The 25,449-nt window shown below is 41.5% G+C and carries 16 protein-coding genes; 10 read left to right on the top strand and 6 right to left on the bottom strand.

Annotated features, from left to right (window positions below; all coding sequences use genetic code 11):
• Positions 1-332: 332 nt before the first annotated feature.
• Together H6G77_RS00300 and H6G77_RS00295 are read right to left on the bottom strand one after the other, a co-directional pair.
• Positions 333-2,258 carry an ATP-binding protein gene (locus H6G77_RS00300; protein WP_190870542.1) on the bottom strand — a complete coding sequence of 642 codons (1,926 nt, stop codon included), beginning with the start codon at positions 2,256-2,258 and terminating at the stop codon, positions 333-335.
• Between the two features lie 88 nt (positions 2,259-2,346).
• Positions 2,347-4,122, bottom strand: a complete 1,776-nt coding sequence (locus H6G77_RS00295) for an SWIM zinc finger domain-containing protein (protein WP_190870541.1) — start codon at positions 4,120-4,122, stop codon at positions 2,347-2,349.
• Positions 4,123-4,631: 509 nt separating this feature from the next.
• Here H6G77_RS00295 and lpdA point away from each other — a divergent pair.
• The 5 genes from lpdA to nifV all read left to right on the top strand — a co-directional run bounded on the left by lpdA (position 4,632) and on the right by nifV (position 10,122).
• Positions 4,632-6,059 carry a dihydrolipoyl dehydrogenase gene (lpdA, locus tag H6G77_RS00290; RefSeq protein WP_190870540.1) on the top strand — a complete coding sequence of 476 codons (1,428 nt, stop codon included), beginning with the start codon at positions 4,632-4,634 and terminating at the stop codon, positions 6,057-6,059.
• 160 nt (positions 6,060-6,219) lie between these two features.
• On the top strand, positions 6,220-7,107 hold the full coding sequence (gene trpC, locus H6G77_RS00285) for an indole-3-glycerol phosphate synthase TrpC (protein ID WP_190592219.1): 888 nt from the start codon (positions 6,220-6,222) through the stop codon (positions 7,105-7,107).
• Between the two features lie 214 nt (positions 7,108-7,321).
• Entirely contained in the window at positions 7,322-7,573 is a 252-nt protein-coding gene (locus H6G77_RS00280) for a DUF5340 domain-containing protein (RefSeq protein WP_190592220.1), read from the top strand.
• Between the two features lie 437 nt (positions 7,574-8,010).
• Positions 8,011-8,517, top strand: a complete 507-nt coding sequence (locus tag H6G77_RS00275) for a phosphate-starvation-inducible PsiE family protein (protein ID WP_190592221.1) — start codon at positions 8,011-8,013, stop codon at positions 8,515-8,517.
• Between the two features lie 489 nt (positions 8,518-9,006).
• A complete protein-coding gene (gene nifV / locus H6G77_RS00270) occupies positions 9,007-10,122 on the top strand; it encodes a homocitrate synthase (RefSeq protein ID WP_190672427.1) in 1,116 nt (371 codons plus the stop codon).
• Between the two features lie 48 nt (positions 10,123-10,170).
• On the opposite strand, the gene H6G77_RS00265 is transcribed toward nifV, so the two are convergent.
• The 3 genes from H6G77_RS00265 to H6G77_RS00255 form a co-directional block, all read right to left on the bottom strand.
• Positions 10,171-10,347 carry a hypothetical protein gene (locus H6G77_RS00265; protein WP_190592223.1) on the bottom strand — a complete coding sequence of 59 codons (177 nt, stop codon included), beginning with the start codon at positions 10,345-10,347 and terminating at the stop codon, positions 10,171-10,173.
• Positions 10,348-10,855: 508 nt separating this feature from the next.
• Positions 10,856-11,395, bottom strand: coding sequence for a hypothetical protein (locus H6G77_RS00260; RefSeq protein ID WP_190592224.1), 540 nt, complete (start codon positions 11,393-11,395; stop codon positions 10,856-10,858).
• Between the two features lie 221 nt (positions 11,396-11,616).
• Positions 11,617-12,972, bottom strand: coding sequence for an OB-fold nucleic acid binding domain-containing protein (locus H6G77_RS00255; protein WP_190592225.1), 1,356 nt, complete (start codon positions 12,970-12,972; stop codon positions 11,617-11,619).
• A gap of 269 nt (positions 12,973-13,241) precedes the next feature.
• On the opposite strand from H6G77_RS00255, the gene gatA reads away from it, so the two are divergent.
• On the top strand, positions 13,242-14,699 hold the full coding sequence (gene gatA / locus H6G77_RS00250) for an Asp-tRNA(Asn)/Glu-tRNA(Gln) amidotransferase subunit GatA (RefSeq protein ID WP_190592226.1): 1,458 nt from the start codon (positions 13,242-13,244) through the stop codon (positions 14,697-14,699).
• Positions 14,700-14,985: 286 nt separating this feature from the next.
• On the opposite strand, the gene H6G77_RS00245 is transcribed toward gatA, so the two are convergent.
• Positions 14,986-15,834: a helix-turn-helix domain-containing protein gene (locus H6G77_RS00245; protein ID WP_190870539.1), complete on the bottom strand. Its 849-nt coding sequence runs from the start codon at positions 15,832-15,834 to the stop codon at positions 14,986-14,988.
• Positions 15,835-16,015: 181 nt separating this feature from the next.
• Here H6G77_RS00245 and H6G77_RS00240 point away from each other — a divergent pair, with 181 nt between their 5' ends.
• The 4 genes from H6G77_RS00240 to H6G77_RS00225 all read left to right on the top strand — a co-directional run bounded on the left by H6G77_RS00240 (position 16,016) and on the right by H6G77_RS00225 (position 25,339).
• A complete protein-coding gene (locus H6G77_RS00240) occupies positions 16,016-16,900 on the top strand; it encodes an alpha/beta hydrolase (RefSeq protein ID WP_190870538.1) in 885 nt (294 codons plus the stop codon).
• Between the two features lie 300 nt (positions 16,901-17,200).
• A complete protein-coding gene (locus H6G77_RS00235) occupies positions 17,201-18,256 on the top strand; it encodes a RodZ family helix-turn-helix domain-containing protein (protein ID WP_190870537.1) in 1,056 nt (351 codons plus the stop codon).
• Between the two features lie 385 nt (positions 18,257-18,641).
• On the top strand, positions 18,642-19,814 hold the full coding sequence (bioF, locus tag H6G77_RS00230; RefSeq protein ID WP_190870536.1) for an 8-amino-7-oxononanoate synthase: 1,173 nt from the start codon (positions 18,642-18,644) through the stop codon (positions 19,812-19,814).
• Between the two features lie 479 nt (positions 19,815-20,293).
• Positions 20,294-25,339: a PAS domain S-box protein gene (locus H6G77_RS00225; RefSeq protein WP_190870535.1), complete on the top strand. Its 5,046-nt coding sequence runs from the start codon at positions 20,294-20,296 to the stop codon at positions 25,337-25,339.
• The last annotated feature ends 110 nt before the right edge of the window (positions 25,340-25,449 follow it).

The following is a 25,449-nucleotide window of genomic DNA, read 5'->3' as shown; positions in this document are numbered from 1 at the left end:
TAGACCGTCCCAACCTTTGTCACAATAGACCGCTATGTAGCACGGGTCACTACAAAAATCTAATACCAAATTAAAAAATGATTGCGACAAATGGATGGCTCAAAAGCTTACCAATTAACCCTTACCCAATCCAAAATCTAAAATCCAAAATGGTATAAGTTGTTGCCTTAACTGAACTGTATTGACCTATAGGACTCATATTTGATTTATGAAAAAAATCAGTACACCCAGATCAGCCATCTTTCCTACTCCCTACTCCCCATTCCCTACTCTCTGCTTACACAACTAGATTCAGGAATCAAACCGTATTCCTATATAACCCATAACCTATTTCAAGCCGCCAGCAAGCTTTCCTGACTAATTGGAAGTATAATTACAAATTCTGTACCTTTACCGACAGTAGAATGACATTCCAATTTCCCCTGATGTTTTTCAGTCACAATCTGATAACTAATAGATAAAGCCAAACCTGTACCTTTGCCAACAGGTTTAGTAGTAAAAAAGGGATTAAATAGTTGCTTTTGTGAACTTTCAGAAATCCCAATTCCATTATCAATAATGCGAATAATGACTTGTTGATTAGCAGTAAGTTCAGTTTTAATGTAAATTTTGCCTGTACGTCTGTCTTGAGTTGGCGACAAATTAACAAAAGACTCTTGTATAGCATCAATCGCATTTGTCAGCAAACTAATAAACACCTGATTCAGTTCTCCTGCATAGCATTCTACCAGTGGTAAATCAGTATATTCCTTGATAACTACAATTTCTGGATGGTTTGGTGTCGCTTTGAGTTGGCTTTGTAAAAACATGAGTGTACTATCAATACCTTCATGGATATTAACCAGTTTCATTTCTGCCTCATCTAAGCGAGAAAAATTCCGCAGAGACAGCACAATTTGTTTAATTCTTTCAGCCCCAACTTTCATCGAATTGAGTAAATTTGGCAAGTCTTCTTTCAAGAAATCCAATTCAAGGGTTTCTGCTTCATCTTGAATTTCTGCTACTGGTTCGGGATAGTGATGTTGATAAAGTTCTAAAAATCTGAGTAAGTCTGCAATATATTCTTGGGCGGGTTCAATATTACTATAAATAAAACTGATTGGGTTGTTAATTTCGTGGGCTACTCCGGCAACTAATTGACTTAAACTAGACATTTTTTCAGCTTGAATCAACTGAGCTTGAGTTTGTTTTAATTCTTGTAAGGCTTGCTCTAAATCTTGTGCTTGTTGTTGTAATGTTTTTTGTTGTTGACTGAGCATCACAACTTGAATTTTCGCTTTTTGAGATAGTTGTATTTGTCGCCAAGCGATAATTGTTCCTATCGCCAGCAGTCCACCTAATATTGAAGTTAGTAAATTTAGTGCTTGGAGTTGAGATTCGATATTTTCTCGCGGGATAACTAAAGCAATTGACCAATTGGCTTGTTTGAGATGAACATAAGCAACATATTGGTAAGTCCCGTCAATAGACATCAATTCAATTCTTTCCTCTTTGTTTACCATCCGCCGAGCTAGTTCCGCCAAGCTAGAGTCGGTTGATTTGAGAAAACTGGGAGCAGGTTTTTCTTTGGTTGACATCACTTGCGGATGAATAATTGGTTCTCCCTGAGAGTTAAGTGCAAAGGCATAACTCAAATTACCGTAACGCAGTTTGTTGACTACTTGAGTAATTCTGTGTACTTTTAAGCTACCGTTAATCACGGCAATGGGAGGACTTTTAAAATCGTAACTTTGACGGATAGGCGCAGCAATTGCAACAGAAGGAATACCTGTAGTCCTACTGACAAAGGGATCTGATATATTTGTTTCTCCTGCTAATGCTTTTTGAATAAAATCGCGATCGCTATTTGTGGTGTTGCTTTTACCTACCTCAGTGTTGTAATAATAACCGTCAGGTAGTGAGAGTGAAATTTTAAAGAAATCATCAGTGCGCTTCACTTCTGACTCTAACAATGGTTCAATCAATTTCCAATTTAAGGAACGGGCGGCATCTGTATTCGCAATAGTTTGAATTGTGGTAGAGCAAATCGCTAACCACTGATCAATCTCATCTGTTCCTTGGCGGACTTGTAATAGGGCTTTTTCTTGAAGTTGTTGAATAATTAACTTTCTAACTACCAAGTAGCTAGTCCAACCAACAATACCTATTGCTAATGTACAAGCAATCAAAATTAGTGGGGTTCTAATATTAGGTAGTTGTGTGCTGGGAGTGGGTTTGGATTGGCTAATTTTGAGGGCTTTGGGAAATAAAGAGGACATATAGGTATGACTGTAAAGCTTTAGTTAGACTCATTACCTATAGTTCCCAGAGCATTCAGCTGATAAACATCAATTGATGAATTCAGAATTATTCCATATCTCGTCCTTGCAACATTCCCATCAGTTTGCGCTTGCGTCCGTGGATTTCCATTAACTTGGCGCGATAATTTGACCAGTCGGTTTGTTTGTTTGACGCAATGTAAGCAGCACGAGCTTTTTTGAGCCATTCAACTGCGGCATCATAATATTCAGCTTTCCCGGCATTCATAATTGCTTCGGCAAGGCGACAAGCATGAGTAATTACCCATTCAGGACGATGGGGAATGGCAGCATCCATCACCCGATGAATAATGTCAGCATAATAGACATTGAGATCATTAGCGATCGCGATCGCATCATCAATCAGTCCTTCATGTAAGAAAATATCGACTTTGATGGGGGCAGTTTCCCAACCGCTATAAAGCCGGAGAATTTTCAATAAATCAGGTTTAACTCTCAGCCATTCTTCCCCAGCCAAATCTTGAATATCTTGGTATTCTTCTAAAGAAGGATGTGCCTGAAAAGCTAGTTTTTTGGCTTGCAAAGCTGTGGTTTGATCACCTAACTTTTGAGCTAAATCACTTGTCCATAAACCCAAGTCATATTGGCAATTTCCCTTTAATTGCAAGCCAATTTGAGCAATATGCAAAGCTTGTTGTAATGCCCCTTGTTCTTGCAGAGTTTTGCCCAAAGCAAAGGCTTCTTCCATTGAATTCATCTCGGTTTGGGCAACTTCTAAAGCTTCTTCTACCCTGCCAAGTCTCCCCAGCATGGTTAAATATTGCCGTGTTTGTCCTTCTGCTTCCGCCAAATATAAATATTCTTGATAACGTTCTTGGCGTTCCAGGATTTTCAACCGAATTAAAGCCAAATCATCGGCATAATCAGGAATTGTTGTTTCCCAAACTCCCCGTTCACTAATTTTGCCTTGCAGAACTTCTGTGAGTTGTGGGTAATCCCAACCTTGGCGCAAAGCTTCTAAACTTAAGCCAAAATCCACATCCCATTCATCTTGCCAAACTTCCAAATTGACTTGGATATCTACTTTTTCTTCGGGAGTCAAGTCAGCAGTTAGAATAGCTTCACACCAAGCATTATTTAATTCCCAGGCGATTTCATCATAGTCTGCACCATACTCGGCGACTTCATACCAATTTTCGATACAGGTAGAAGTAATCGCCTCTAAAATTGCGATCGCTTTATTTCCTTCTCCCCGTTCAATCAAGTCTACCGCCGACTGTACTAAACCCAGCAATTCCTCGGCGATGGGATCTTCTTCACAGCCATCCTCCAGATAGCGCACACCATCGTGAATAATCTGCCGTACTTGTCGCCGAAAAGCACTGGTGTCAATCGCATTTTGCCGCAAAGCTTTGAGCTTTTTTGTCTGGGGTAATGGATTTGTCATCCAGGTAACATGACGATCAATCGTCTCGATCAATTGGGGATGTTCGGCGACTAATTCTTGCACTAGTCTTTGCGTCTGCACATGATCCAATCGATCAAGCAATTGCTCTAAGGTCGGACGATGTTCAATAATCTCAGGTTGGCGCACACAGACAAGCAACGTTGCCACAATGTGTTTACACCATCCGTCAAAATTGTAGGCACAAGTGCAATTAGCTGAGGTTAAACTATGGCCATCAAAACTGAGGCTGACACGATAAGGTCTAGCTTCACTGCCATCAACTTCTGCGTGTAATAGATTACCACGGCGAGTGATGGTATCTACAGCACCAGATTCAAAATAAGCCTCACCCCGTTGGTAAGACTTGGCGTTGGCATAACGACGGATGGTAAATTCACTGATTTTGGGAATAGACATCGGGCAGACGAAGTGCGAAAATCCTATGGGTAAATGAATTTTAGATCCAGGTTGGCTTTTCGGCTCATACTGATTTTGAATTTCCAGCCATAACCATTAGGCTCTTACTGAAATTTCAAACATTACGATACTAGTACAATAAAGCTGCTGATAAAATCTTTACCTCAAAAGTAGTTTATTTACACAATTGAGTACTAGTATTTTCTAATACTTATTATCTAAGTTTAATTGTCCAAGTTATTGCTAAATCAAAGCACAAGCAGCTTACCAAGGTAAAAATAATCAGTTTTGATCAACCTGAATCGGCTATTATAGCTTTCCAAAAAAATTAGCCATATCAGTATAAAATTCAATAAGTGAATAATGTTTACTAAAATTGTCAATAAAGTTATCTCTTCGCTTGCTAGGGTGAACGATAATAGTTGATTTAGCCATTCCCAACTCTTTGGGGTTGTCAGAATAGCTAGTCGAATTGAGAATAAATAGGCGAAGCACACGGGGAAACTAACGTGAGTCAAGGATTTGATTACGATTTAGTAATTATTGGCGCTGGTGTAGGCGGACATGGCGCAGCCCTACACGCGGTAAGCTGCGGTCTGAAAACAGCAATTATTGAAGCAGCTGACATGGGCGGAACCTGTGTTAACAGGGGCTGTATTCCCTCGAAAGCATTGCTGGCAGCAGCAGGACGTGTGCGGGAGTTACGTAATGCCCACCACCTCAAGTCACTGGGCATTCAAATTGGTCATGTAGAGTTCGATCGCCAAGCGATCGCGGATCATGCAGGCAATTTAGTCTCGAAAATTCAAGGCGATTTAACCAACAGCCTCAAGCGTCTAGGCGTAGATATCATCCGGGGTTGGGGAAAAATCGCCGGTACTCAAAAAATCACTGTCAGTGGCGATGGCAGTGAAAAAACGATCACCGCTAAAGATATTATTCTTTCTCCTGGTTCAGTTCCTTTTGTTCCCCCAGGCATTGAAGTTGACGGCAAAACTGTATTTACCAGCGACCAAGGCGTAAAATTAGAATCTCTCCCGCCTTGGGTAGCGATTATTGGTAGCGGTTACATCGGTTTGGAATTTTCTGATGTCTACTCGGCTTTGGGCAGTGAAATCACTATGATTGAAGCCCTAGACCAGTTAATGCCAGGATTTGACCGCGATATCGCCAAACTCGCAGAACGGGTATTAATTACGCCGCGTGATATTGAAACCAAAGTCGGTATCTACGCCAAAAGAGTCATCCCTGGTTCGCCAGTGGTAATTGAGTTGGCTGATTTTAAAACAGAAGAAGATTTAGAGGTGATTGAGGTTGATGCTTGCCTAGTAGCGACAGGACGCATCCCCGCCACCCAAAACCTTGGTTTAGAATCTGTGGGTGTGGAATTAGACAGGCGGAATTTTATCCCCGTCGACGATCGCATGGCAGTATTGAGTGCGGGTGAAGTTGTACCCCATCTGTGGGCAATTGGTGATGCCAATGGCAAAATGATGCTGGCTCACGCTGCCTCGGCTCAAGGTATTGTAGCGGTAGAAAATATCGTCGGGCGATCGCGCACTGTAGACTATCGCAGCATCCCCGCCGCCGCCTTCACTCACCCAGAAGTTAGCTATGTCGGTTTAACCGAAACTGCTGCTAAGGAATTAGGACAAGCAGAAGGTTTTGAAGTCGGCACAAGTAAGAGTTACTTTAAAGGCAACTCCAAAGCTTTGGCAGAAAACGAAGCCGATGGTATCGCTAAGGTAATTTATCGCAAAGACACAGGCGAAGTTTTAGGTGTTCACATCTTTGGAATGCACGCCTCCGACTTAATTCACGAAGCCTCAGCCGCCGTGGCGAAGCGTGAATCTGTCCACACCCTCGCCCATCTAGTCCACGCCCACCCCACCCTCTCGGAAGTTCTAGATGAAGCCTATAAACGGGCTGTAGCTTAAACAAGGCAAAAGTAAAAAGTGAGCCAGCGAGGTCTTGGGGGTTTCCCCCATGAGCGACTGGCGAACTCCGAAGGAGGTAAAAGGTAAAAGGTAACAATCTTTACTTTTTTACTTTTTACTTACTACTCAGCACTCAGCACTCAGCACTCAGCACTCAAATATGCAAATCCGTCGTCGTCAACCAAGTCCAGCTATTGATGTATCTATATTGCGCTATCAAGTTGCTTTACCAGATGCCAAACCTAACAACATTTTGGAAGAAATTGTCTGGCAAAAAGAAACTGAAGTTGACCAACTGCGGGAAAAAAAGCCTTTAATAGAACTGCAAAAGCAAGCACTTTCCGCACCGCCAACTCTGGATTTTGTCGCCGCCCTCAAACAAGGTAAGACAAAACCAGCGTTGATTGCAGAAGTGAAAAAGGCTTCACCGAGTAAAGGTGTATTACGCGAAGATTTCGACCCGGTGGCGATCGCTTTATCCTACCAACAAGGTGGCGCTAGTTGTATTTCTGTGTTGACAGATGTGAAATTTTTTCAAGGCAGTTTTGACAACTTAGCGAAAGTCCGAGCCGCAGTTGATTTACCATTATTGTGTAAGGATTTTATTATCTATCCTTACCAGATGTACTTAGCTCGTCTCCAGGGTGCCGATGCCGTTTTATTAATTGCGGCAATTTTAACTGACCAAGATTTACAGTACTTTATCAAAATTGCCAAAGCCTTAAACATGGCAGCATTGATTGAAGTCCACAGTCTAGAAGAACTCGACCGGGTATTAGCTTTAGATGGTGTCTCTTTAGTGGGCATTAACAATCGCAATCTGGAAGATTTCACCGTAGATTTACAGACAACTTGTCAACTTTTACAAGCTAGGGTTGAACAATTACGCGATCGCAATATCGTGGTTGTCAGTGAATCTGGTTTACACACACCTGATGATTTGACTGTAGTTGAACAAGCAGGTGCAACGGCTGTGTTAATTGGCGAATCTCTAGTCAAACAACCAGACCCAGAATTAGCGATCGCGCAAATTCTACCCAATCATTAATCTAGGTGAAGCTATCGTTGCTCTATTGAAACAGAGCAACGATAGCATGTTATATAAACAACATACTATTTACCGTACTTTCCCCAGGGTTTGCAAAAAATTTATCGTTAAAAACACCCATGCCTTAACCAAAGGTTCATTTTTTATGTAACAATTCATGGCAAGAGACAAACTCTAACTAACACAAATTATACATTTATAATATTAAAACCACATGGAGCAAATTCCTCTACCGTCACCCATCCACTACGAATTAATACTCCAACTTTTAGAAAGACAAACCTTGTTAGCCGTTAATCAAAATCCCGATTTGCGACATCAGGTAAATCAACTCATCATCACCCTTCGCAAAGCAGCAGTCCAGCAAAAACGGCTAGAAGAAATTTGTGAGGTGACATCTGTACCTGTTGATCACCGTTGGTCACTCAACCATCATATTGCGGAGAAAGTGGTTGTACCTGACTGACGCGGATTTTCAGCGATTATTATTTGATTCATAAAATATGAGGTTCATATCCCCGACTTCTTGCAGCAGTCGGGGATATTGTTTTTAAATTGAAAAACTAGATTTTATCCAATACGGTTCGGTTAAGATCCCCCCGCCTACGGCGACCCCCTTAAAAAGGGGGTAAAAGATAATTTTCAGCCCCCCTTTTTAAGGGGGGTTGGGGGGATCTCAAAATACTAAAACGTTAACCGAACCGTATTGAGATTTTATCAATAAAAAATATAGTTTTTGTCAATAAAAATACAGTTTTAAAAATCTTTTTTTTGCTGTAGATAATATAACAAAATAGCTCAAAATTAGGTTAACAAATTCCCGGAAATAGTCAAATATTATTAATTTTTTTATTCTTAAATTGCCTATCATGGAGATCAGTAAATCAGGCTGTGGAAAAAATTATGCCAAAGCGTGTAATTAAAGAAGTGAATAGCTGGTTTGAGCGAGAGCGAATTGTCAGTAACCTAGAAAGATTTCAAGACTTTATTATTGTTTCACTCTGCCTTGGCTTGTTCTGCGTGATGCTGATCCGGCTAGGAGATATGTTCTTTTCCTTTTTACACCCCTTAGATTTACGAGAAATCACATCTGATATTCTGTTTATTTTGATTCTGGTTGAGTTATTTCGTCTACTGATTGATTACTTACAAAATCAACAAATATCAGTAGGTGCAGCCGTTGAAATTACCATAGTTTCGGCATTACGAGAAGTAATTTTACGTGGAGTATTAGAAATACCACAGAATCAGCTTTTTGGTATTTCGACATTTTTATTAGTTTTAGCTGTAATTTTCATTACCATACCTTTAATTTCTCGCTTGTTTGGCCATGTTACCAACCACAACCATGAAACCTTATCAGATACAGAAATAGTCGCAAATAGAACTGTAGCTGCTGATGAAATATGATGAGCATTGCAGTCTATAAATACCCCTTACCCGGATTTATCACTACACCTTTCAAAGCCTGTGCAGGGGAGCAGGGGAGCAGGGGAGAATGAAGGTACTCTCTCCCCTGCCCCTCCGCACCTCTGCCCCTCTGCCCCTCTGCCCCATCAAACGCCTGAAGCTTGTGAGAAATGCGGGCTTAGTCAGTAGGAATTAGAGGATATCTGCTGTTATTTCAGCAAAATAAGTATTTAATTTATACTTATTTTGCAGTTATTTTTATCGAATTTTGATTATATTTAGGACTTACGCACCAAGATTGTCTGTGGAGGTGGGGTTTAGGGGTGAAAGGGTATGGGGTGTAAGGGTTTGGAATACTTACACCCTTAAACCCTCATACCCCTGCACCCTGTTCTAAAACCTTAATTTTTCGTTTTTTTGCGTAAGCCCTAATATTGACTCAGACTGGGGCTAAAAAGATAAATCTCTTTTTTTGGAGAAATTTCACAAATGAATCAGGTTGTCATCAATGACACAACATTACGTGATGGCGAACAAGCAGCAGGTGTCGCTTTTAACTTAGAAGAAAAAATTGCGATCGCCAAATTTCTCGATGCAATTGGTGTACCAGAAATTGAAATTGGGATTGCGGCGATGGGTGAAGCCGAACAACAAGCGATCGCCACAATTGTTGATTTAAATTTACAAGCTCATCTGTTAGGCTGGAACCGCGCCGTGATTTCTGATATACAAGCTTCCATCGCTTGTGGTTTAAAGCGTGTACATATATCTATTCCCGTCTCTGCAATTCAAATTGGTGCAAAATTTCAGGGAAACTGGCAATTAGTCTTACAAAAACTCCAAGATAGTCTGAACTTTGCTTTAGACCAAGGACTGTTTGTTTCCGTAGGTGGAGAAGATTCCTCCAGAGCCGATGAGCAATTTTTGTTAGATACAGTACTTGCAGCGCAAGAATGGGGTGCATCACGGTTTCGCTTTTGTGACACCGTAGGTATTCTCGACCCATTCACCACTTATGACAAGGTAAAAAAATTAGTCACATCCTTGTCCATACCCGTGGAAATGCACACTCACAATGATTTTGGGTTAGCTACAGCCAACGCCTTAGCTGGTATCAAAGCTGGTGCATTATCTATCAATACTACAGTTAATGGTTTAGGAGAAAGAGCCGGAAACGCAGCTTTAGAAGAAGTTGTTATGGCGCTCAAACATCTATCTAAGATTGATTTAGGCATAGACACCCGACGTTTATTAGAAATATCGCAACTAGTAGCTACAGCCTCCGGTTATGGTTTACCCCCGTGGAAAGCAATAGTCGGCGAAAACACCTTTGCTCATGAGTCAGGTATTCATGCTCATGGAGTCATACAAAATCCCCATACCTACGAGCCATTCGCACCCGAAGAAATTGGACAAGAACGGCGTTTAGTTGTAGGTAAGCATTCTGGCCGCCATTTATTATCAAATGTGCTGCAACAACATGGGATTATTCTCAATAGTGAAGAAACACAATCTGTTTTAAATGCAGTGCGACAAGAATCAACCCAGAAAAAGCGCAGTCTGACAACACAAGAGTTGTTATCTTTAGTCGGAGTGAAACAGTAATCAGCTTGTGTTGGGTTTCGCTATTGCTCCACCCAACTTACTATTGTCTTATCCAAAATATCTTGGGTTAGTGTTAACTATCGCTATAGGTGTTGAGTCAATTTGACCAACAGGCGCAGGCTTCATGTCTCGATAATCAAGAAATTGGACAAGAATTAGATAAGCAATAGCCAGCAATACAGAAATTGCACCTGTAATAATGGCAACTATTTTAGAACGATTCATCAGTAATCCTATGATGTAGACTTTTTGCTGTTCTCAATATCCACATTGCCACAAGATACGCAAATATTGGTACAAGTTGATAGGGGCTAGAGGCTAGAGGTTAGTACAAAAAGGCAAAAGTAAAAAGTAAGAATATTCATAACACAAGCTTTTTAGCAATCTCTTATGGTCTGTTTATCTACGCCAACCTGTACTAGATAAATGTAACTTATTGGGATGAAAAACGCTGTAGGTGTAATTTAACCCTTCTATTTATATGCAAATACGGTTCAGATAAGAAAACGAAATTACAACAAAACCAGCCAACGATAACTCAACAAAAAACGACAAAATGATTTTGGAGGGGGTTTGGGGGACGCAACCGTCCCCCAATCGGGGGCTTGGGGGAGAATCCCCCAAATCTTGCTCATTGTCTCATAAAACATTAGAGACGCGGAAGTTCGCGTCTCTAAGAATGTAGTATTAACATAGGATATAAATTAAATAAGTAAAATAACTAAAAGAAAAGTTAAATGGTGCGTTTGTAACTTCTCCGCCACTTTTCTAGTTGATCAATCGCAATTGCCTTAGTAACTACGTTCATTCCGTTACCTCGCCATTCTACTTCGGAATCTGTTGTAAAAACACCACATTCTAACTGATTCAGTTGAATATCCCAATATTCACTAAATCTATTTTTTAAAGTAATGACTTGTTCAAATACTTTATTTCTGTGTTTATTGCGTCTTTTTCTTTCAGTTGCGCCTGTTGCTTCTGTATCAATAAATTTCGTTTCGATGAGAAAGAGATTACCTTGTAACGTCAGATAAACAAAATCACATTTTCCTAAATCAGTGTAATCTGCTATTGGTGATTTTTCAAATAACAACAATTCACAGCATTCAGGAAACAAATTTTTGATATTTAAAAATAAATAAGCTTGCAAAAGTAGTTCCTTATCATAAGGAAAAACGATTACCCCTTCAAAAAACTGTTTTATATCTTCTTGGGTTTGTGGTTGAATTTTTTTACAATAAGAAACAAATCGATGTAAATCATTGGCAATCATCAAGCTCTAACTCCTTCACTTAGCAAATCTCCAACTCTCCCTAGCATCAAAAAATACCACTACAACCAAGAAATCATCATCCGCGTAAGTCACTAAAAAAACTAACTTATTACAGTATTACTACGGTGTTTTACTGTTGACGAAGGCATATTTAACATATCAAGTAGTTTCAGTTTTAAAAAACAAGTAATTTTTCTTACCCAAGTTTCATATATTTCTGATCAACTACTAGTTAATTGTTTTACATGAGCGAGAAATCTGGCATTTTGTAGTGCGAGAACAGTCGAGCGAGAATCTTGCACCCAAAATTGTCTGCCAAAACGGACAAGTTGCCGAGAACTACCAGCTTGTACAATGCCAATGACAGGGACTTTGGCTTTTTCTCTGTCACCTGATATTTCTTTTAAAATTGTACGTAGGCGATCGCGTTCTTCAATTGTGATCGCTTGTTGGGGAGTAAGTTCTACCATCACCAGTTGGACTGTTTCCACTGGTTCGACATCTTCCACAATTAATTGTACTTGTTCATCGCGTCTATCGACTTTACCCCAAATAATTAATCGGGCATCAACTTCTAGGGCAAGGCTCACCCGTTCATAAGTTTTAGGAAAGACAACAGCTTCTAATTGAGCAGTTAAATCTTCTATCTGCAAAATTGCCATCGGGTCGCCTTTTTTGGTCATGACTTTTTTGACATTATTTAACATCACAACTGCACAAAGTAATGTGTCTTCTTTCTGCTCACCGAGTTGTGATAAATTAATTGGCGCTAAAATCGATGATGAATGTTTAATTGATTTGAGTGGATGATCTGAGACATAAAATCCCAACAATTCTTTTTCCATCTGCAACTTTTTCTGCGGCGGAAAATCTGGGACAGGTTGGGCTTTGGGTACAGAATCAAAGACATTATTGGTAGTTTTGGTAGTAGATGCAGAAGCAAATCCACCGCCTAATAAGTCAAATAAGTTACCTTGACCAGTTGCTCTATCTTTAGCGCGAGATTGCGCCCAATCATAAACAAGTTCGAGGTCTTTGATTAATTGGTGGCGATTTGGTTCAATTTTGTCAAAAGCACCGCAATAAATCAGTGATTCTAAAGTACGGCGGTTAACTGCACGCAAGTCAACGCGATCGCAAAAGTCAGATAATGATTTAAACGCCCCTTGGTCTTCCCGCGCTTCTAAAATACAAGCGATCGCATTCTGTCCCACATTCCGAACAGCAGAAAAACCAAATAAAATCTTGTCGCCAACTGGTGTAAAATCTACACCAGAACGGTTAATATCCGGCGGTTCGATTTGAATATTCATACTCAAACAAGTCGAAATATATTTCTGTACCTTGTCTGTGTCACCACTGTTAGCCGTTAACAGGGCTGCCATATATTCTAATGGATAATTCGCTTTTAAATATGCTGTTTGATAAGTGACATATCCATAAGCAGTAGAGTGGGATTTATTAAAGCAATTAGAAGCGATGAAATTATTTTTAATGACAAAATTATGGTCTTGTTCTACCCCAATGTCATAGACATTTGACAGACCAACAGATTTACGAGTAATTATTTTAACCATCTTTCTTTTCCCCGCCGCCAACTTAATAAAAGCGAATATTATTACTTTAATGAGTCATCAACAACCAGACTTAAAAGTTTACTTCCCTAACTGCTACTCATCTCCTCTTACACGACAATAACTGAAATTTATAGCTAAGTTAATAGTCTAAGTTTTATAATTTGCAAACATCCAGTTATCAAGTATATAGTTGCTGTTTTGGGGAAGGATGACATACTTACCCGCAATATGTACTAAAATCAATGATTTGAGTTACCAAGAGAGCAGTCATGGCATCCATACGCGAGTTGCACGAACAGCTAGTTAAAAAAGAACGTTCCGCCGTTGAAATTACCCAAGAAGCTTTGGACAAAATTCAAGCTTTAGAGCCGAAATTACACAGTTTCTTGCATGTAACAGCACAACAGGCGTTGGAGCAAGCTCGTGCTGTAGATGCCAAAATCGCTGCGGGTGAAGAAATTGGCTTGTTAGCAGGGATTCCCATTGGCATTAAAGATAATATGTGTACCAAAGGAATCCCCACTACCTGCGGTTCCCGGATATTGGAAAATTTTGTGCCACCTTATGAGTCTACAGTGACACAAAAATTGCTAGATGCTGGGGCTGTCACGGTGGGCAAAACCAATTTAGATGAATTTGCAATGGGTAGTTCGACAGAAAATTCTGCCTACCAAGTTACAGCTAACCCGTGGGATGTAACGCGGGTTCCTGGTGGTTCATCTGGGGGTTCAGCCGCCGCCGTTGCTGGGGATGAATGTGTGGTTTCCCTTGGTTCTGATACTGGTGGTTCAATTCGCCAACCAGCTTCTTTTTGTGGTGTCGTCGGCTTGAAACCAACCTACGGACTTGTTTCACGCTACGGTTTGGTGGCTTACGCTTCATCTTTAGATCAAATTGGCCCTTTTGGACGCTCTGTAGAAGATACCGCAATTTTGCTGCGAGCGATCGCAGGCTACGACCCCAAAGATTCCACCAGCCTGAAAGTAGACATTCCCGACTACGCAGCTTCCCTCAAACCAGACCTCAGAGCTAGAAAAAAGCTGCGAATTGGGATAATTACAGAAACCTTTGGTGAAGGCTTAGACTCGGTGGTGGAGACGGCTGTTACCAAAGCCATCGACCAATTACAAATGTTAGGCGCTGAAATTCATACAATTTCTTGTCCTCGTTTCCGCTACGGTTTACCGAGTTATTACATCATCGCCCCATCGGAAGCATCAGCCAACCTCGCCCGTTACGACGGCGTGAAATACGGCTTACGCACACCCGATGCAGATAATTTACTGTCAATGTACAAGAGTACCCGTGCTAGTGGCTTTGGCACCGAAGTTAAACGCCGAATTATGATTGGCACTTACGCCCTATCGGCTGGGTATTATGATGCTTACTATCTCAAAGCCCAAAAAGTCCGCACCCTGATTAAACAAGACTTTGAAAACGCCTTTAAGCAAGTTGATGTGTTAGTTACTCCCACTGCTCCCACCACAGCATTTAAAGCCGGCGAAAAAACCACAGATCCTTTGAGTATGTACTTAAATGACCTGATGACCATTCCCGTCAATCTCGCTGGCTTACCAGGGATTAGCGTACCTTGTGGTTTTGATGACCAAGGTTTACCCATCGGCTTGCAAATCATTGGCAATGTCTTAAGAGAAGACCAAATTCTGCAAATAGCTTACGCTTATGAGCAAGCAACTAATTGGCATCTACGCAAGCCAGTATTGTAGTGCTAACTAAGGCTGTATGTGAAGAAGGGGTGTGAGGGTTTTGAACACCTAAAACTCTAGGGGAAATTCAAAAGTCATAGGACTTACGCAGTAAGACGAAATGTCAAGGGTGTATGGGTATAGGGGTGTATGTATCTAAAACTCTTACACCCCATACCCTTTCACCCCTAAACCCAACCTCCACAGACAATCTTGGTGCGTAAGTCCTGAGTAAAATAATTTTTGACTTTTAACTTTTGACTTTTGACTTAATTTTGCCCTTACACCCTCTCCCAAACCCTTAAAACTATTGAGCGTTGACTTTGGGCTGTTGACTGTTGACTTGGGGAGTGAATGTGACTTCCTTGATTTTCCCGGAAGTTCCCAAGGGTTTTGCTGGTTGATTGTTGACAGAAACCAAGACAACACCTGCATTTCCAGAACGCACAGTCAACTGTTTTTTAGCTGTCCAGGTTTTGCGTTGTCCTTTGTTTAAGTTACCGACAAATTCAGTTTTACCGTCTACGTTCACTTGTAACCAAGATTTACCTTGAAGTTCTAAGGTAACGGCGACAGCCTGACTCAAATTATCTTTGGAGGGTGCAATCACCGCTAGGGGGGTTGGGGGATTTTCGGCTGGTGCTTGATTAGTTGACGGTAAAGATTCTGTTTTAGGTAAGGGTGCAGATTGAGATAAGGCTGCTGTTGTTTTTTTAGATGTTCCTAAGTTAAGTTTTTTAACGAAAGATTCGGCAGAAAATTGGGGATTAAGTACATACATAAGCCCACCAGCCGCCACTAATAATAAAACGGTGTAAGGAATGAATAGTGGTAAAGAAAATTTACGTTTCGAGGCTGCTTTGTGACCAGAGTTTTTCACAACTACGGAAGGATGAACTTCAGTGGAAAAAGTTTTAGCTAAGGAAGCACCATCTAAGCCGATAACATCTGCATAACGACGGATAAAGCCTTGAATATATACAGGTTCGGGTAGTTCATCGAATTTGCCTGTATCTAAAGCCTTTAAGCAAGCAAGGCGAATATTGGTTTTAATTGCTACCTGCTCTAGTTGAATAGATTTTTCCTGTCTGACTTGTTTTAAAGTTTTACTTATTTCTTGCAACTGTTCTTTTTGAACGTCTTCTAAGAGGCTCACGACCTTCTCCTACAATTAACTTATGTTTACTATTTAACGGAAGAATTACTAAATTTCCGGCTCCTGAATTCTGACTGCTGAATTCTTCTTCAAGAATCCCAAATTGTTTTTGACTCTATACTCTATACGAAAACAACGAAAACTGCTATACAAGTAATTTTTAAAGCATAAAATTACCCGTATGAAAATACGCAAGCAGCAATTGTTATTTTTATTTAAGTTTAAGTCGTTACTTGCTTTTGGAATCGTGACTGCGATCGCCTACTGTAGCATCAGTCTATTTCTGTTTTTCCAGCAACCCAGGTTCATCTTTTTTCCCTCCACTGTGATTGAAAAGACACCAGACTTGTTCAATTTGCCTTATCAAGAAGTCTGGATACCTGTAAAAACTAGCTTGGGAAAGGTCGAAAAAATCCATGCTTGGTGGATTCCAGCCAAGCAGCCCAATGCCAAGGTGTTGTTATATCTGCACGGGAATGGCCTGAATATTGGCGCAAATATAGCGCATAGCCAGCGATTTCATCAACTGGGATTTTCCGTGTTGCTGATTGATTATCGGGGATATGGTCGCAGTCAAGGCGAGTTTCCCAATGAAATGAGAGTCTATCAAGATGCTGCTACCGCGTGGCAATATCTGACGCAGCAACAGCAAATTCCCCCCCAGCAAATTTTTATTTATGGTCATTCTTTGGGTGGTGCGATCGCTATTGATTTGGCTGTAAAACACCCCGAAGCGGCTGGATTAATTGTAGAAAGCTCTTTTTCATCCATGCGCGAAATCATATCTACTCGCAAATGGTTTTCCGTCTTTCCCATCGATTTAATTTTGACACAGCGTTTTGACTCAATCAAAAAAGTGCCACAGTTGCAAATGCCAGTTTTATTTATTCACGGCACTGCTGATTCCACTGTACCTGCTTACATGAGCCAAAAACTTTATGATGCTGCCCCTGAACCCAAACAGCTAATTTTGGTTCCCAATGCTGACCATAACAATACAGCTGTAGTTTCTGGTAGTAAATATCTGCAATGGGTAGATTCATTTGTTCAAAAGGTGCGGAATTAGTCAAGACTTACGTACAAAGATTGTCTGTGGAGATTGGGTGTATGTGTGAAAGGGTTTTGAGTACTTACACCCTAATCTAAAACCTTAATTTTTCGTTTTTTACGTAAGTTCTATTAACTTGATAAATATCTCCCATCGTAATATTACTTAGTTTTTAATCTTGCCTTTAACCCCTTTGCTTAACATACCTAAAATAACCAAAAATATACGGTTTTATAGATAAATATCCTGATGTCATATTTAAACCGCCGGAGAATTTATACAAATAGACTTCTTGCGGTATGGGGAGTAATTTGTATTATGACTATGGCACCTGCATATTTATTTAAAATTCTGGGAAATCCTACCATTGAGATTTCGCAAGCAGAACTGCGATCGCTACTAGGTGAAATTGAGACTCAACTTCATCGCAGTCAAGTTTATCGTCAAGCCTTGGCTAAACTACAAACATTACTTGGTTCTTCCGAAGAAGCCAAAAATTTATTTAAAGCTATCGGTAGGGAAGCTATCGGTTTGGCATTCCAGAACTTTGCCCATCACGCAAAAGTCGCAGATAGCAATCAACAAACAAACACAGAACCAGAAAAATCTAGTAATGTTGCTAATAGTATTCCTAGCAATCATCTAAATCAGCAACCAACAAATACAGATGTATTATCAATATCTTTGGTAACAGAAGATACCAGTAAAGCCGTTACCCAAAATCCTGAAAATTCAGCTAAAAAACATCCCATACCAAAACTCATGAACTGGCTGCAACCGAATCAAAAAAAAGCAAATGTTGAACTAGCCCAGCAACAATTAGCCGCCCAACGTTTAGCAATCATGAGTCAAATTGGTCAACAATTACGCCAAGCCCGTGAAGCTAGAGGTTTTTGTTTGAGAGATTTGAGTATCTTCACTCACTTACCAACTCATCAAATGGAAGCAGTCGAAAACGGCGACTTAGAATCATTACCAGAGGATATTTTAGTTAGAGGATTTATCCGGGTGATGGGTAATGCTTTGGGACTCAACGGTACAAGTTTGGCTAACTCTTTACCAATGGTTAATACTGTTCCATCCGTTCTACCTTCTTGGTCTCAGTCTAAACATAATTCCCCTAGTATGGGGTTAGAACTAAGACCGATACATTTATATTTAGGCTATACAGCCCTGGTAGCTGGGACAGTGGGAGGTTTATCTGTCATGTCTCAACCGGGAAAAATTGACACCACTGTTAATCCTGATGCTAGTTCGTCTTCGCCTGTTTCTCAGACAAATAAAAATCCTGAACCCAATGCGAAACCAGGTATTAAGTCAAGTGCTGCGGGAATTAGTGTCGGTTCAGATATTGCCCCACCGGAAGCATTGTAATTAAGCGTGCTGAGTGCTGAGTGTTGAGTGCTGAGAGGGGGGAGACAAGGGAGAGGGGGTAGACAAGGGAGCTTTCAAGGGCAGGCTTTTTTTATTAGACAAATTTTTGGGCTTTTAAAACCAAAATTATTGTCTGAACAGTTAAAACTACGTTTCATAATTGAGAATATTCTCAACTATTTATCGAAGGTTTAAAAACCTGCCCTTGAAAGAGACAAGGGAGAGGGGGTAGACAAGGTAGAGGGGGTAGACAAGGTAGAAAGATTGCTTCCTTGTCTCCCGTGTCCCCCGTGTCTCCCTTGTCTCCCGTGTCCCCCATGTCTCCCTTATCCCCTCGCCCCCCACCTACACAGTGATAATATATCTTTGTAATTAAAATTCCCTTATGACACCAGACCCTTATGCTTGGATAGAAGAATCGTTAGCAACAATCCATCGGGCGGACTGGTATCGTGCAGTACAAGCTTTAAGCGATCGCCCTGGTGCAACGGTGGTGTTGGCGGGGCGAGAGGTGATTAATTTTGCCAGTAATGATTATTTGGGTTTGGCTGGGGATGAAAGGTTAATTGCTGCTGCTACAGCCGCCACTAGAGAATTTGGGACTGGTAGTACAGGTTCTCGATTACTCAGTGGGCATCGGCAATTACACAGAGATTTAGAAAAAGCGATCGCATCTCTCAAACAAACTGAAGATGCAATTGTCTTTAGTTCAGGATATCTGGCAAACTTGGGAGCGATCGCAGCTGTTGTTGGGAAACGTGATTTAATTCTTTCTGACCAGTACAATCATTCCAGCCTGAAAAATGGTGCCATTCTCAGTGGGGCAACCATCACAGAATATCCCCATTGTGATGTTGTGGCTTTAAAAACTCAACTCAGCCAACAACGGCAAAACTACCGTCGTTGTTTAATTATTACCGATAGCGTCTTTAGTATGGATGGGGATTTATGTCCCTTGCCAACATTGTTAGCGATCGCGGAAGAATTTAACTGTATGCTGCTAGTTGATGAAGCCCACGCAACTGGGGTCATGGGTCAAACTGGCGCGGGGTGTGTGGAATTTTTTGGCTGTACTGGTAAGCAGTTAATTCAAATTGGCACTTTAAGCAAAGCTTTAGGTAGTTTAGGTGGTTATGTTGCTGGCAATGCTCACTTAATTGATTTTTTACGCAATCGCGCCCCGACTTGGATTTACACCACAGGACTTTCCCCCGCCGATACCGCCGCCGCCTTAGCCGCAATTCACATTATCCAACAAGAACCCCAACGGCGAATGCAATTGTGGCGTAATGTCGATTACCTCAAAAATCTGATGCAGCAGCAATTACCCCAACTGAAGTTATTACCAACAGAATCACCCATACTTTGTTTTCAATTACCCAGTCCCACTGATGCACTCCGGGTTGGTAAGCACCTCAAAGATGCAGGTATTTTTGCCCCCGCAATTCGTCCACCCACAGTCCCAACCAGTCGCATCAGAATTTCTGTTATGGCTACCCATCAAACACAGCATATAGAAGCATTAGTCGCAGGCTTGAAAGTGCTGAGTGCTGAGTAAAAATACTAGTCACACTTTCATACTTGGCTCTTGAAAATTGTTTCATCGGGACTGCCAGGAAAAATAGGAATTTGGTTTGATGTTTAAATTTAGTCATCAGCGATGGGAACAAATATCTCAGAATAGAAATCATTTGGAATTAGCTAATCAAAAATTAGTGACAATTTGATTTTTGATCAGGCAAGATTTTACATTTTATAGCAAGCCTACTGTTTATCAATAATTTAAGACTGCTATCCTTTAAGATAAATTGAGAATAATGAATTTGTTTAAATTTACTAAATCAATGTAAAGAAAGTATTATCCTATTAAATTTTATTGAAAAATACATACAATATTTTGGGAAAATTGACTACTATCGAAAGACATTTTTTTGCTAAAAAAATGATCTATCTCCCGATAAATGTCGAAAAATTGCAAACTAGCTTAGGGTATGTATAGCCCCCCGCCACAAGTTTTGGTTGTTTGCAATTGTTTTCATGCCCTACATTCATTATTCGCATTTACTACGTTATGGCTTTGTGGTGGTAGTTGTCGCCACAGCACTAGTAATTATGCTCTTGCTTGACCCCATATTAGACATGAAGGGAACACCATTCCTACTATTTTTTAGTGCTGTAATGGTGAGTGCTTGGTATGGTGGTTTGAAATCAGGACTGTTAGCAACCTTCTTGTCAGCAATATTAAGCGATTACTTTTTTCTTTCCCAACATTACACAGTCGGGTTAAGTTTACCTAATGGTGTAAAAATACTGTTATTTGCGTTACAAGGATTACTATTTAGTTTTCTGTCTGAAGAATTAAGGCACGCGAAACGTAAAGCAGAAATTAATCTCCAGAAACTAAAAATTAGTGAAGAACGATTTCGCGTCGCCCTGAGTAATTCAGATATTGTCGTGTTTCAGCAAGACCGCGATTTTCGTTATCAATGGGTTCATAATCTACAGGGTATAGATACAGTTGCAGCCGTGTTAGGCAGAACTGATTATGAACTTTTCCCCACAGCAATAGCACAACAATTGATCAAAATTAAACGTCAGGCGGTAGAACAAGGTATTTCCACCCGTGAGGAAGTTTGTCTGAGTCTTGGGGAAGAAGTGATTTATTATGACTTGCTAGTGGAACCCCTCACCGGTGGCGAAGGTGGTGTGACTTGTGTGGGCGTAAATATTACAGAACGCAAGCAAACAGAACTAGAAAAAGCCAAGTTACAAAGCACACTCCAGCAAGCCCTCCAACAAAAAGAAGAATCTTTAGCTTTACTGAATACTTGGTTAACTAGTTCCCCCGTAGCATTGGCATTTCTTGATACTGAATTACGCTATGTGTATGCTAATGAAGCTTTAGCATCTATCAACGGTATACCTCTAAGTCAACATATTGGTCGTACTCTACAAGAAATCTTACCGGAATGGGCGGGGCGATTAGAACCAGTGTTTCAGCAAGTAATTCAAACGCGCCAACCATTACTGAACCAAGAAGTTAGCGGCGAAACTCATCCGCCTGGGGTATATCGCCAAAGTTTAGTTAGCTACTATCCTGTTAGCTTACCCGATGGAAAGTTGCTGGGCGTGGGAGTGACTGGTGTTGAAATTACACCAATCAAACAAGCTGAACAAGCATTGCGAGACAGCGAAGCTAAGTTTCGCAGTGTGGTTGAGTCCAATATGATTGGAATTGGCTTTTGGGAACAAGATGGCAAAATTACAGATGCTAATGATGCCTTGCTGAAGATGTTGGGTTACAGCCGCGAAGATTTAGTTAGTGGAGAATTGGACTGGCGAAATTTGACACCTGCTGAGTATCTTTATCTTGATGAACAAGCACTCATACAACTTCAACACGGTTCCTTTTCCACTCCTTATGAAAAAGAATATATCCGCAAAGATGGGACGAGCCTACCAGTGTTAATTGGTAGCAGTCATTTTGAGGGAACTTCAGACAGAGGCGCTTTTTTTGTTATTGATATTACAGAACGTAAGCAGGCGGAAGAGCAACTACGCTACATTGCGGAAATCAGTAGTTTACTGTCTACTTCTTTAGATTATGAGGAAACTTTACAGCAAATTGCCAAAATCTCTGTGCCACAATTAGCTGACTGGTGTAGTGTAGAGATTTTGACTGATGATGGTTCACTGCGGCGTTTACCTGTGGCTTATGCCGATCCTGCTCAGGCGGAGTTAGCGCAACAACTCCAAGAATATGTGCCGAATTTGTCAGGTATACATCCGATCGCTAGAGTACTGCAAACAGGCAAACCAGAATTAATCGCTCAAGTCACTGATGCGATGTTAGTTGCCTCAACGCAAAACGCCGAACATTTAGAAATTATCCGTCAGCTAGGGGCGAAGTCGGCAATGGTGGTGCCATTAATCGCCCACAAGCGAGTTTTGGGTTGTATTACCTTTGCGATCGCGCAATCAAATCGTTGTTACGATGAAACTGATTTAAATTTAGCCACAGATGTAGCTTATCGCGCTGCCTTAGCAGTGGAAAATGCCCAACTTTATCGAGATAATCATCAAGCGTTAATTAATTATGCCGAATCTCTAGCACTGTTAGATGCACTGTTAGCAGGCGCACCTGTGGCAGTTTGCTTTTTAGACCAAGAATTACGCTATATCAGAATTAATCAAGTTTTAGCTGACATTAACGGTTTCCCTGTAGAAGCCCATCTGGGGCGGAAATTTAGCGAGATGTTCCCCAGGATGGCAACGCAATTTGAAGCGCAATTACAACAGGTGTTAGAAACTGGCGAACCCCTGCTGAATGTGGAAATTAGCGGGGAAGTACCAGGAAAACCAGGAATATACAGCTATTGGTTGGGTAATTATTATCCAGTCCGCAATGCTTTAAATGAAACTGTGGGGATTGGAATTATTTTCTCAGATGTCACAGCCACCAAAGTTGCGGAAATTGCTTTGCGTGAAAGTGAATCGAGATTCCGCGCTATGTTCAACCAAGCCGCAGTCGGTATTGCTTTGGTAGGGTTGAATGGTCAATTTTTGCAAGTAAATCCGGCATTGTGTGAGATTACAGGTTACAGCCAAGCCGAATTAATGCAGATGAACTTTCAAAATATCACCCACCCTGACGACTTAGCCGATGATTTAGCCCAGGCTGGGAGAGTTTTAGCAAAGGAAATTAACGGTTACTCTTTAGAAAAACGCTACATTCGCAAAGATGGTTCCCCGGTTTGGGTAAATCTGACTTCTTCGGCTGTTTGGGATATTCATGGACAAGCCAAGTATGCAGTCGGCATTATCGAAGATATCAGCGAACGCAAACAAGCCGAACTCGCGCAAAACTTTTTAGTCGAAGCCAGTAGCTTACTAGCCGCCTCCCTAGATTATCAAGTCACTCTCCATAATGTGGCTAATTTGGTAGTGCCTACCTTAGCTGATTGGTGTGTTGTTCATGTGCTGGGGGAAGATTATACGATTCAACAAATCGCAATGGTGGCGACGCTTCCGGCTAAACAAGAAATCCTCTCAGAACTGCGCCGACGTTATCCCCCCAAATACGAAGACAACAGTCCGTTTCGAGAAACCTTATTACGCGGCGCATCAGTCTTTTATCCCGAATTTCCATCCCAAATTCTTCCCCAACTTGCTGAAGACGCAGAACATCTACAGTTACTCCAAAGCCTGGGTACAAGTTCTTTAATCATTATTCCCCTACATTTGCGCGGGGAAATATTGGGCATAATTTCTTTAGCAAGAGGTAAATCTAGTTGTGCTTATAATGCCGCAGATTTGGCATTAGCAGAAGATTTAGCCCATCGTGCGGCGACGGCGATTGATAACGCCAGACTTTACCAAAAAACCCAGCAGGCAAAACAAGCCGCCGAATTAGCCGTTAGTCGCACTGTGCGTTTACAAAGAATTACCGCCGCCCTTTCCGAAGCTATTACCCCGCAACAAGTGGCTGATGTACTGGTGAATCAGGGAATTGCGGCGTTAGGTGCGAGTGCAGGTTCTGTGAGTTTGTTAGTAGAACATGGCAGTTATTTGAAAGTTGTGCAAGCCACTGGCTATCCAGAATCAGTACTGGATGCTTGGAAAACTTTTCCGGTAACGGCAGCTGTCCCTTTAGCGGAAACCGTGCGAACAGGCAAAGCAATTTTTCTCGAAAGTCCAGCCGTCTTAGCTGCTAATTATCCCCACTTAGCCGATTTACCATCGGTGACAGGAAATTCTGCCTTTGCTTGTGTTCCCTTGATTGTAGAAAAACAAGTAATTGGGGCATTAGGATGGAGTTTTGCCACTACCCAAATTTTTTCCGAAGCTGATCAAGGATTTATGTTGACATTGGGGCAGCAATGTGGTCAAGCGATCGCCCGCGCCCAACTCTACGAAGCCGAACGCCTTGCCCGTTCCGAAGCCGAAACCGCCAACCGCATCAAAGATGAATTTCTGGCGGTGCTTTCCCATGAACTGCGAACTCCCCTCAACCCGATTTTAGGCTGGGCAAAATTACTCCGCACCCGCAAAAACGACGAAACCACAATATTGAGGGCTTTGGAAACCATTGAACGCAACGCCAAGTTACAAGCCCAACTGATTGAAGATTTATTAGATGTGTCGCGGATTTTGCGCGGTAAGTTAAGTCTGCATATCCGCACTGTAGATTTAAACAGCACCATTACCGCCGCCCTAGAAACAGTGCGTTTAGCCGCCGAAGCCAAATCAATTCAACTGCAAACCTCTCTGCCCCAGCAGAACGTTGAAGTGATGGGTGACGGCGATCGCTTGCAACAAATTGTCTGGAATTTGGTATCCAATGCCGTAAAATTCACACCATCAGCCGGACAAGTAGAAGTGCGCTTAGAACAAGTCGGGATGGAGGCGCAAATTCAAGTCATTGATAACGGTAAGGGCATCACCCCAGAATTTTTACCCTACGTCTTTGAATACTTCCGCCAAGCCGATGGCAAAACCACCAGAGTCTTTGGTGGATTGGGATTAGGACTGGCAATTGTCCGCCATTTAGTAGAACTCCACGGTGGTATAGTCTGGGCAGAAAGTCCCGGTGAAGGACAAGGGGCAACTTTTACCGTGCGACTACCTCTGCATAAAAGTGCTGATGCCACCGAATTGAATCCTGAAACTGCACAGATGGACTTGGCAACCCAAGATTCATTATTGGCGGGAGTGCGAATTTTGTTTGTTGATGATCAATCTGATGTCTTGGAGTTTTTCAGCTTTGCCTTAGAACAGTATGGGGCAGAAGTGACAGCCGTTGCATCCGCCGCCGCCGCATTAGAAGCCCTAGTGCAGTTAGAGCCAGATATTTTACTCAGCGATATTGGAATGCCGATTATGGACGGGTATATGTTGCTACGGCAAGTTAGGCAATTACCCCAAGATAAATGCGGGCAAATTCCCGCGATCGCCCTCACAGCCTATGCTGGTGAAATCGACTATAAACAAGCAATAGCCGCAGGTTTTCAACGACATATCCCCAAACCCGTTGATCCCCTTGACTTAGCAATTGCGATCGCTAAACTGATTCGGCGGAAGTAAGGAGGGTAGTGGTTCGACTTCGCTCACCAACCGGAGCAGGGGGACAAGGGGGACAAGGGTGACAAGGGTGACAAGGGGGACAAGGGTGACAAGGAGGACAAGGGAGACAA

Source organism: Aulosira sp. FACHB-615, from assembly GCF_014698045.1.
In the GTDB taxonomy this organism is placed as follows: Bacteria; Cyanobacteriota; Cyanobacteriia; order Cyanobacteriales; family Nostocaceae; genus Nostoc_B.
The sequence above is the reverse complement of the archived record's forward strand: the minus strand, read 5'-3'. Positions and strand labels throughout refer to the sequence as shown.

Excerpts from the sequence above, each read along its gene's own strand:
- nifV (WP_190672427.1), top strand. The coding sequence starts at position 9,007 with ATGAATCAGGTTGTCATCAATGACACAACATTACGTGATGGCGAACAA.
- H6G77_RS00280 (WP_190592220.1), top strand. The coding sequence starts at position 7,322 with ATGGAGCAAATTCCTCTACCGTCACCCATCCACTACGAATTAATACTC.
- H6G77_RS00275 (WP_190592221.1), top strand. The coding sequence starts at position 8,011 with ATGCCAAAGCGTGTAATTAAAGAAGTGAATAGCTGGTTTGAGCGAGAG.
- trpC (WP_190592219.1), top strand. The coding sequence starts at position 6,220 with ATGCAAATCCGTCGTCGTCAACCAAGTCCAGCTATTGATGTATCTATA.
- H6G77_RS00260 (WP_190592224.1), bottom strand. The coding sequence starts at position 11,395 with ATGATTGCCAATGATTTACATCGATTTGTTTCTTATTGTAAAAAAATT.
- H6G77_RS00300 (WP_190870542.1), bottom strand. The coding sequence starts at position 2,258 with ATGTCCTCTTTATTTCCCAAAGCCCTCAAAATTAGCCAATCCAAACCC.
- H6G77_RS00255 (WP_190592225.1), bottom strand. The coding sequence starts at position 12,972 with ATGGTTAAAATAATTACTCGTAAATCTGTTGGTCTGTCAAATGTCTAT.
- H6G77_RS00225 (WP_190870535.1), top strand. The coding sequence starts at position 20,294 with ATGCCCTACATTCATTATTCGCATTTACTACGTTATGGCTTTGTGGTG.
- H6G77_RS00265 (WP_190592223.1), bottom strand. The coding sequence starts at position 10,347 with ATGAATCGTTCTAAAATAGTTGCCATTATTACAGGTGCAATTTCTGTA.
- H6G77_RS00235 (WP_190870537.1), top strand. The coding sequence starts at position 17,201 with ATGACTATGGCACCTGCATATTTATTTAAAATTCTGGGAAATCCTACC.
- gatA (WP_190592226.1), top strand. The coding sequence starts at position 13,242 with ATGGCATCCATACGCGAGTTGCACGAACAGCTAGTTAAAAAAGAACGT.
- bioF (WP_190870536.1), top strand. The coding sequence starts at position 18,642 with ATGACACCAGACCCTTATGCTTGGATAGAAGAATCGTTAGCAACAATC.
- H6G77_RS00240 (WP_190870538.1), top strand. The coding sequence starts at position 16,016 with ATGAAAATACGCAAGCAGCAATTGTTATTTTTATTTAAGTTTAAGTCG.
- H6G77_RS00295 (WP_190870541.1), bottom strand. The coding sequence starts at position 4,122 with ATGTCTATTCCCAAAATCAGTGAATTTACCATCCGTCGTTATGCCAAC.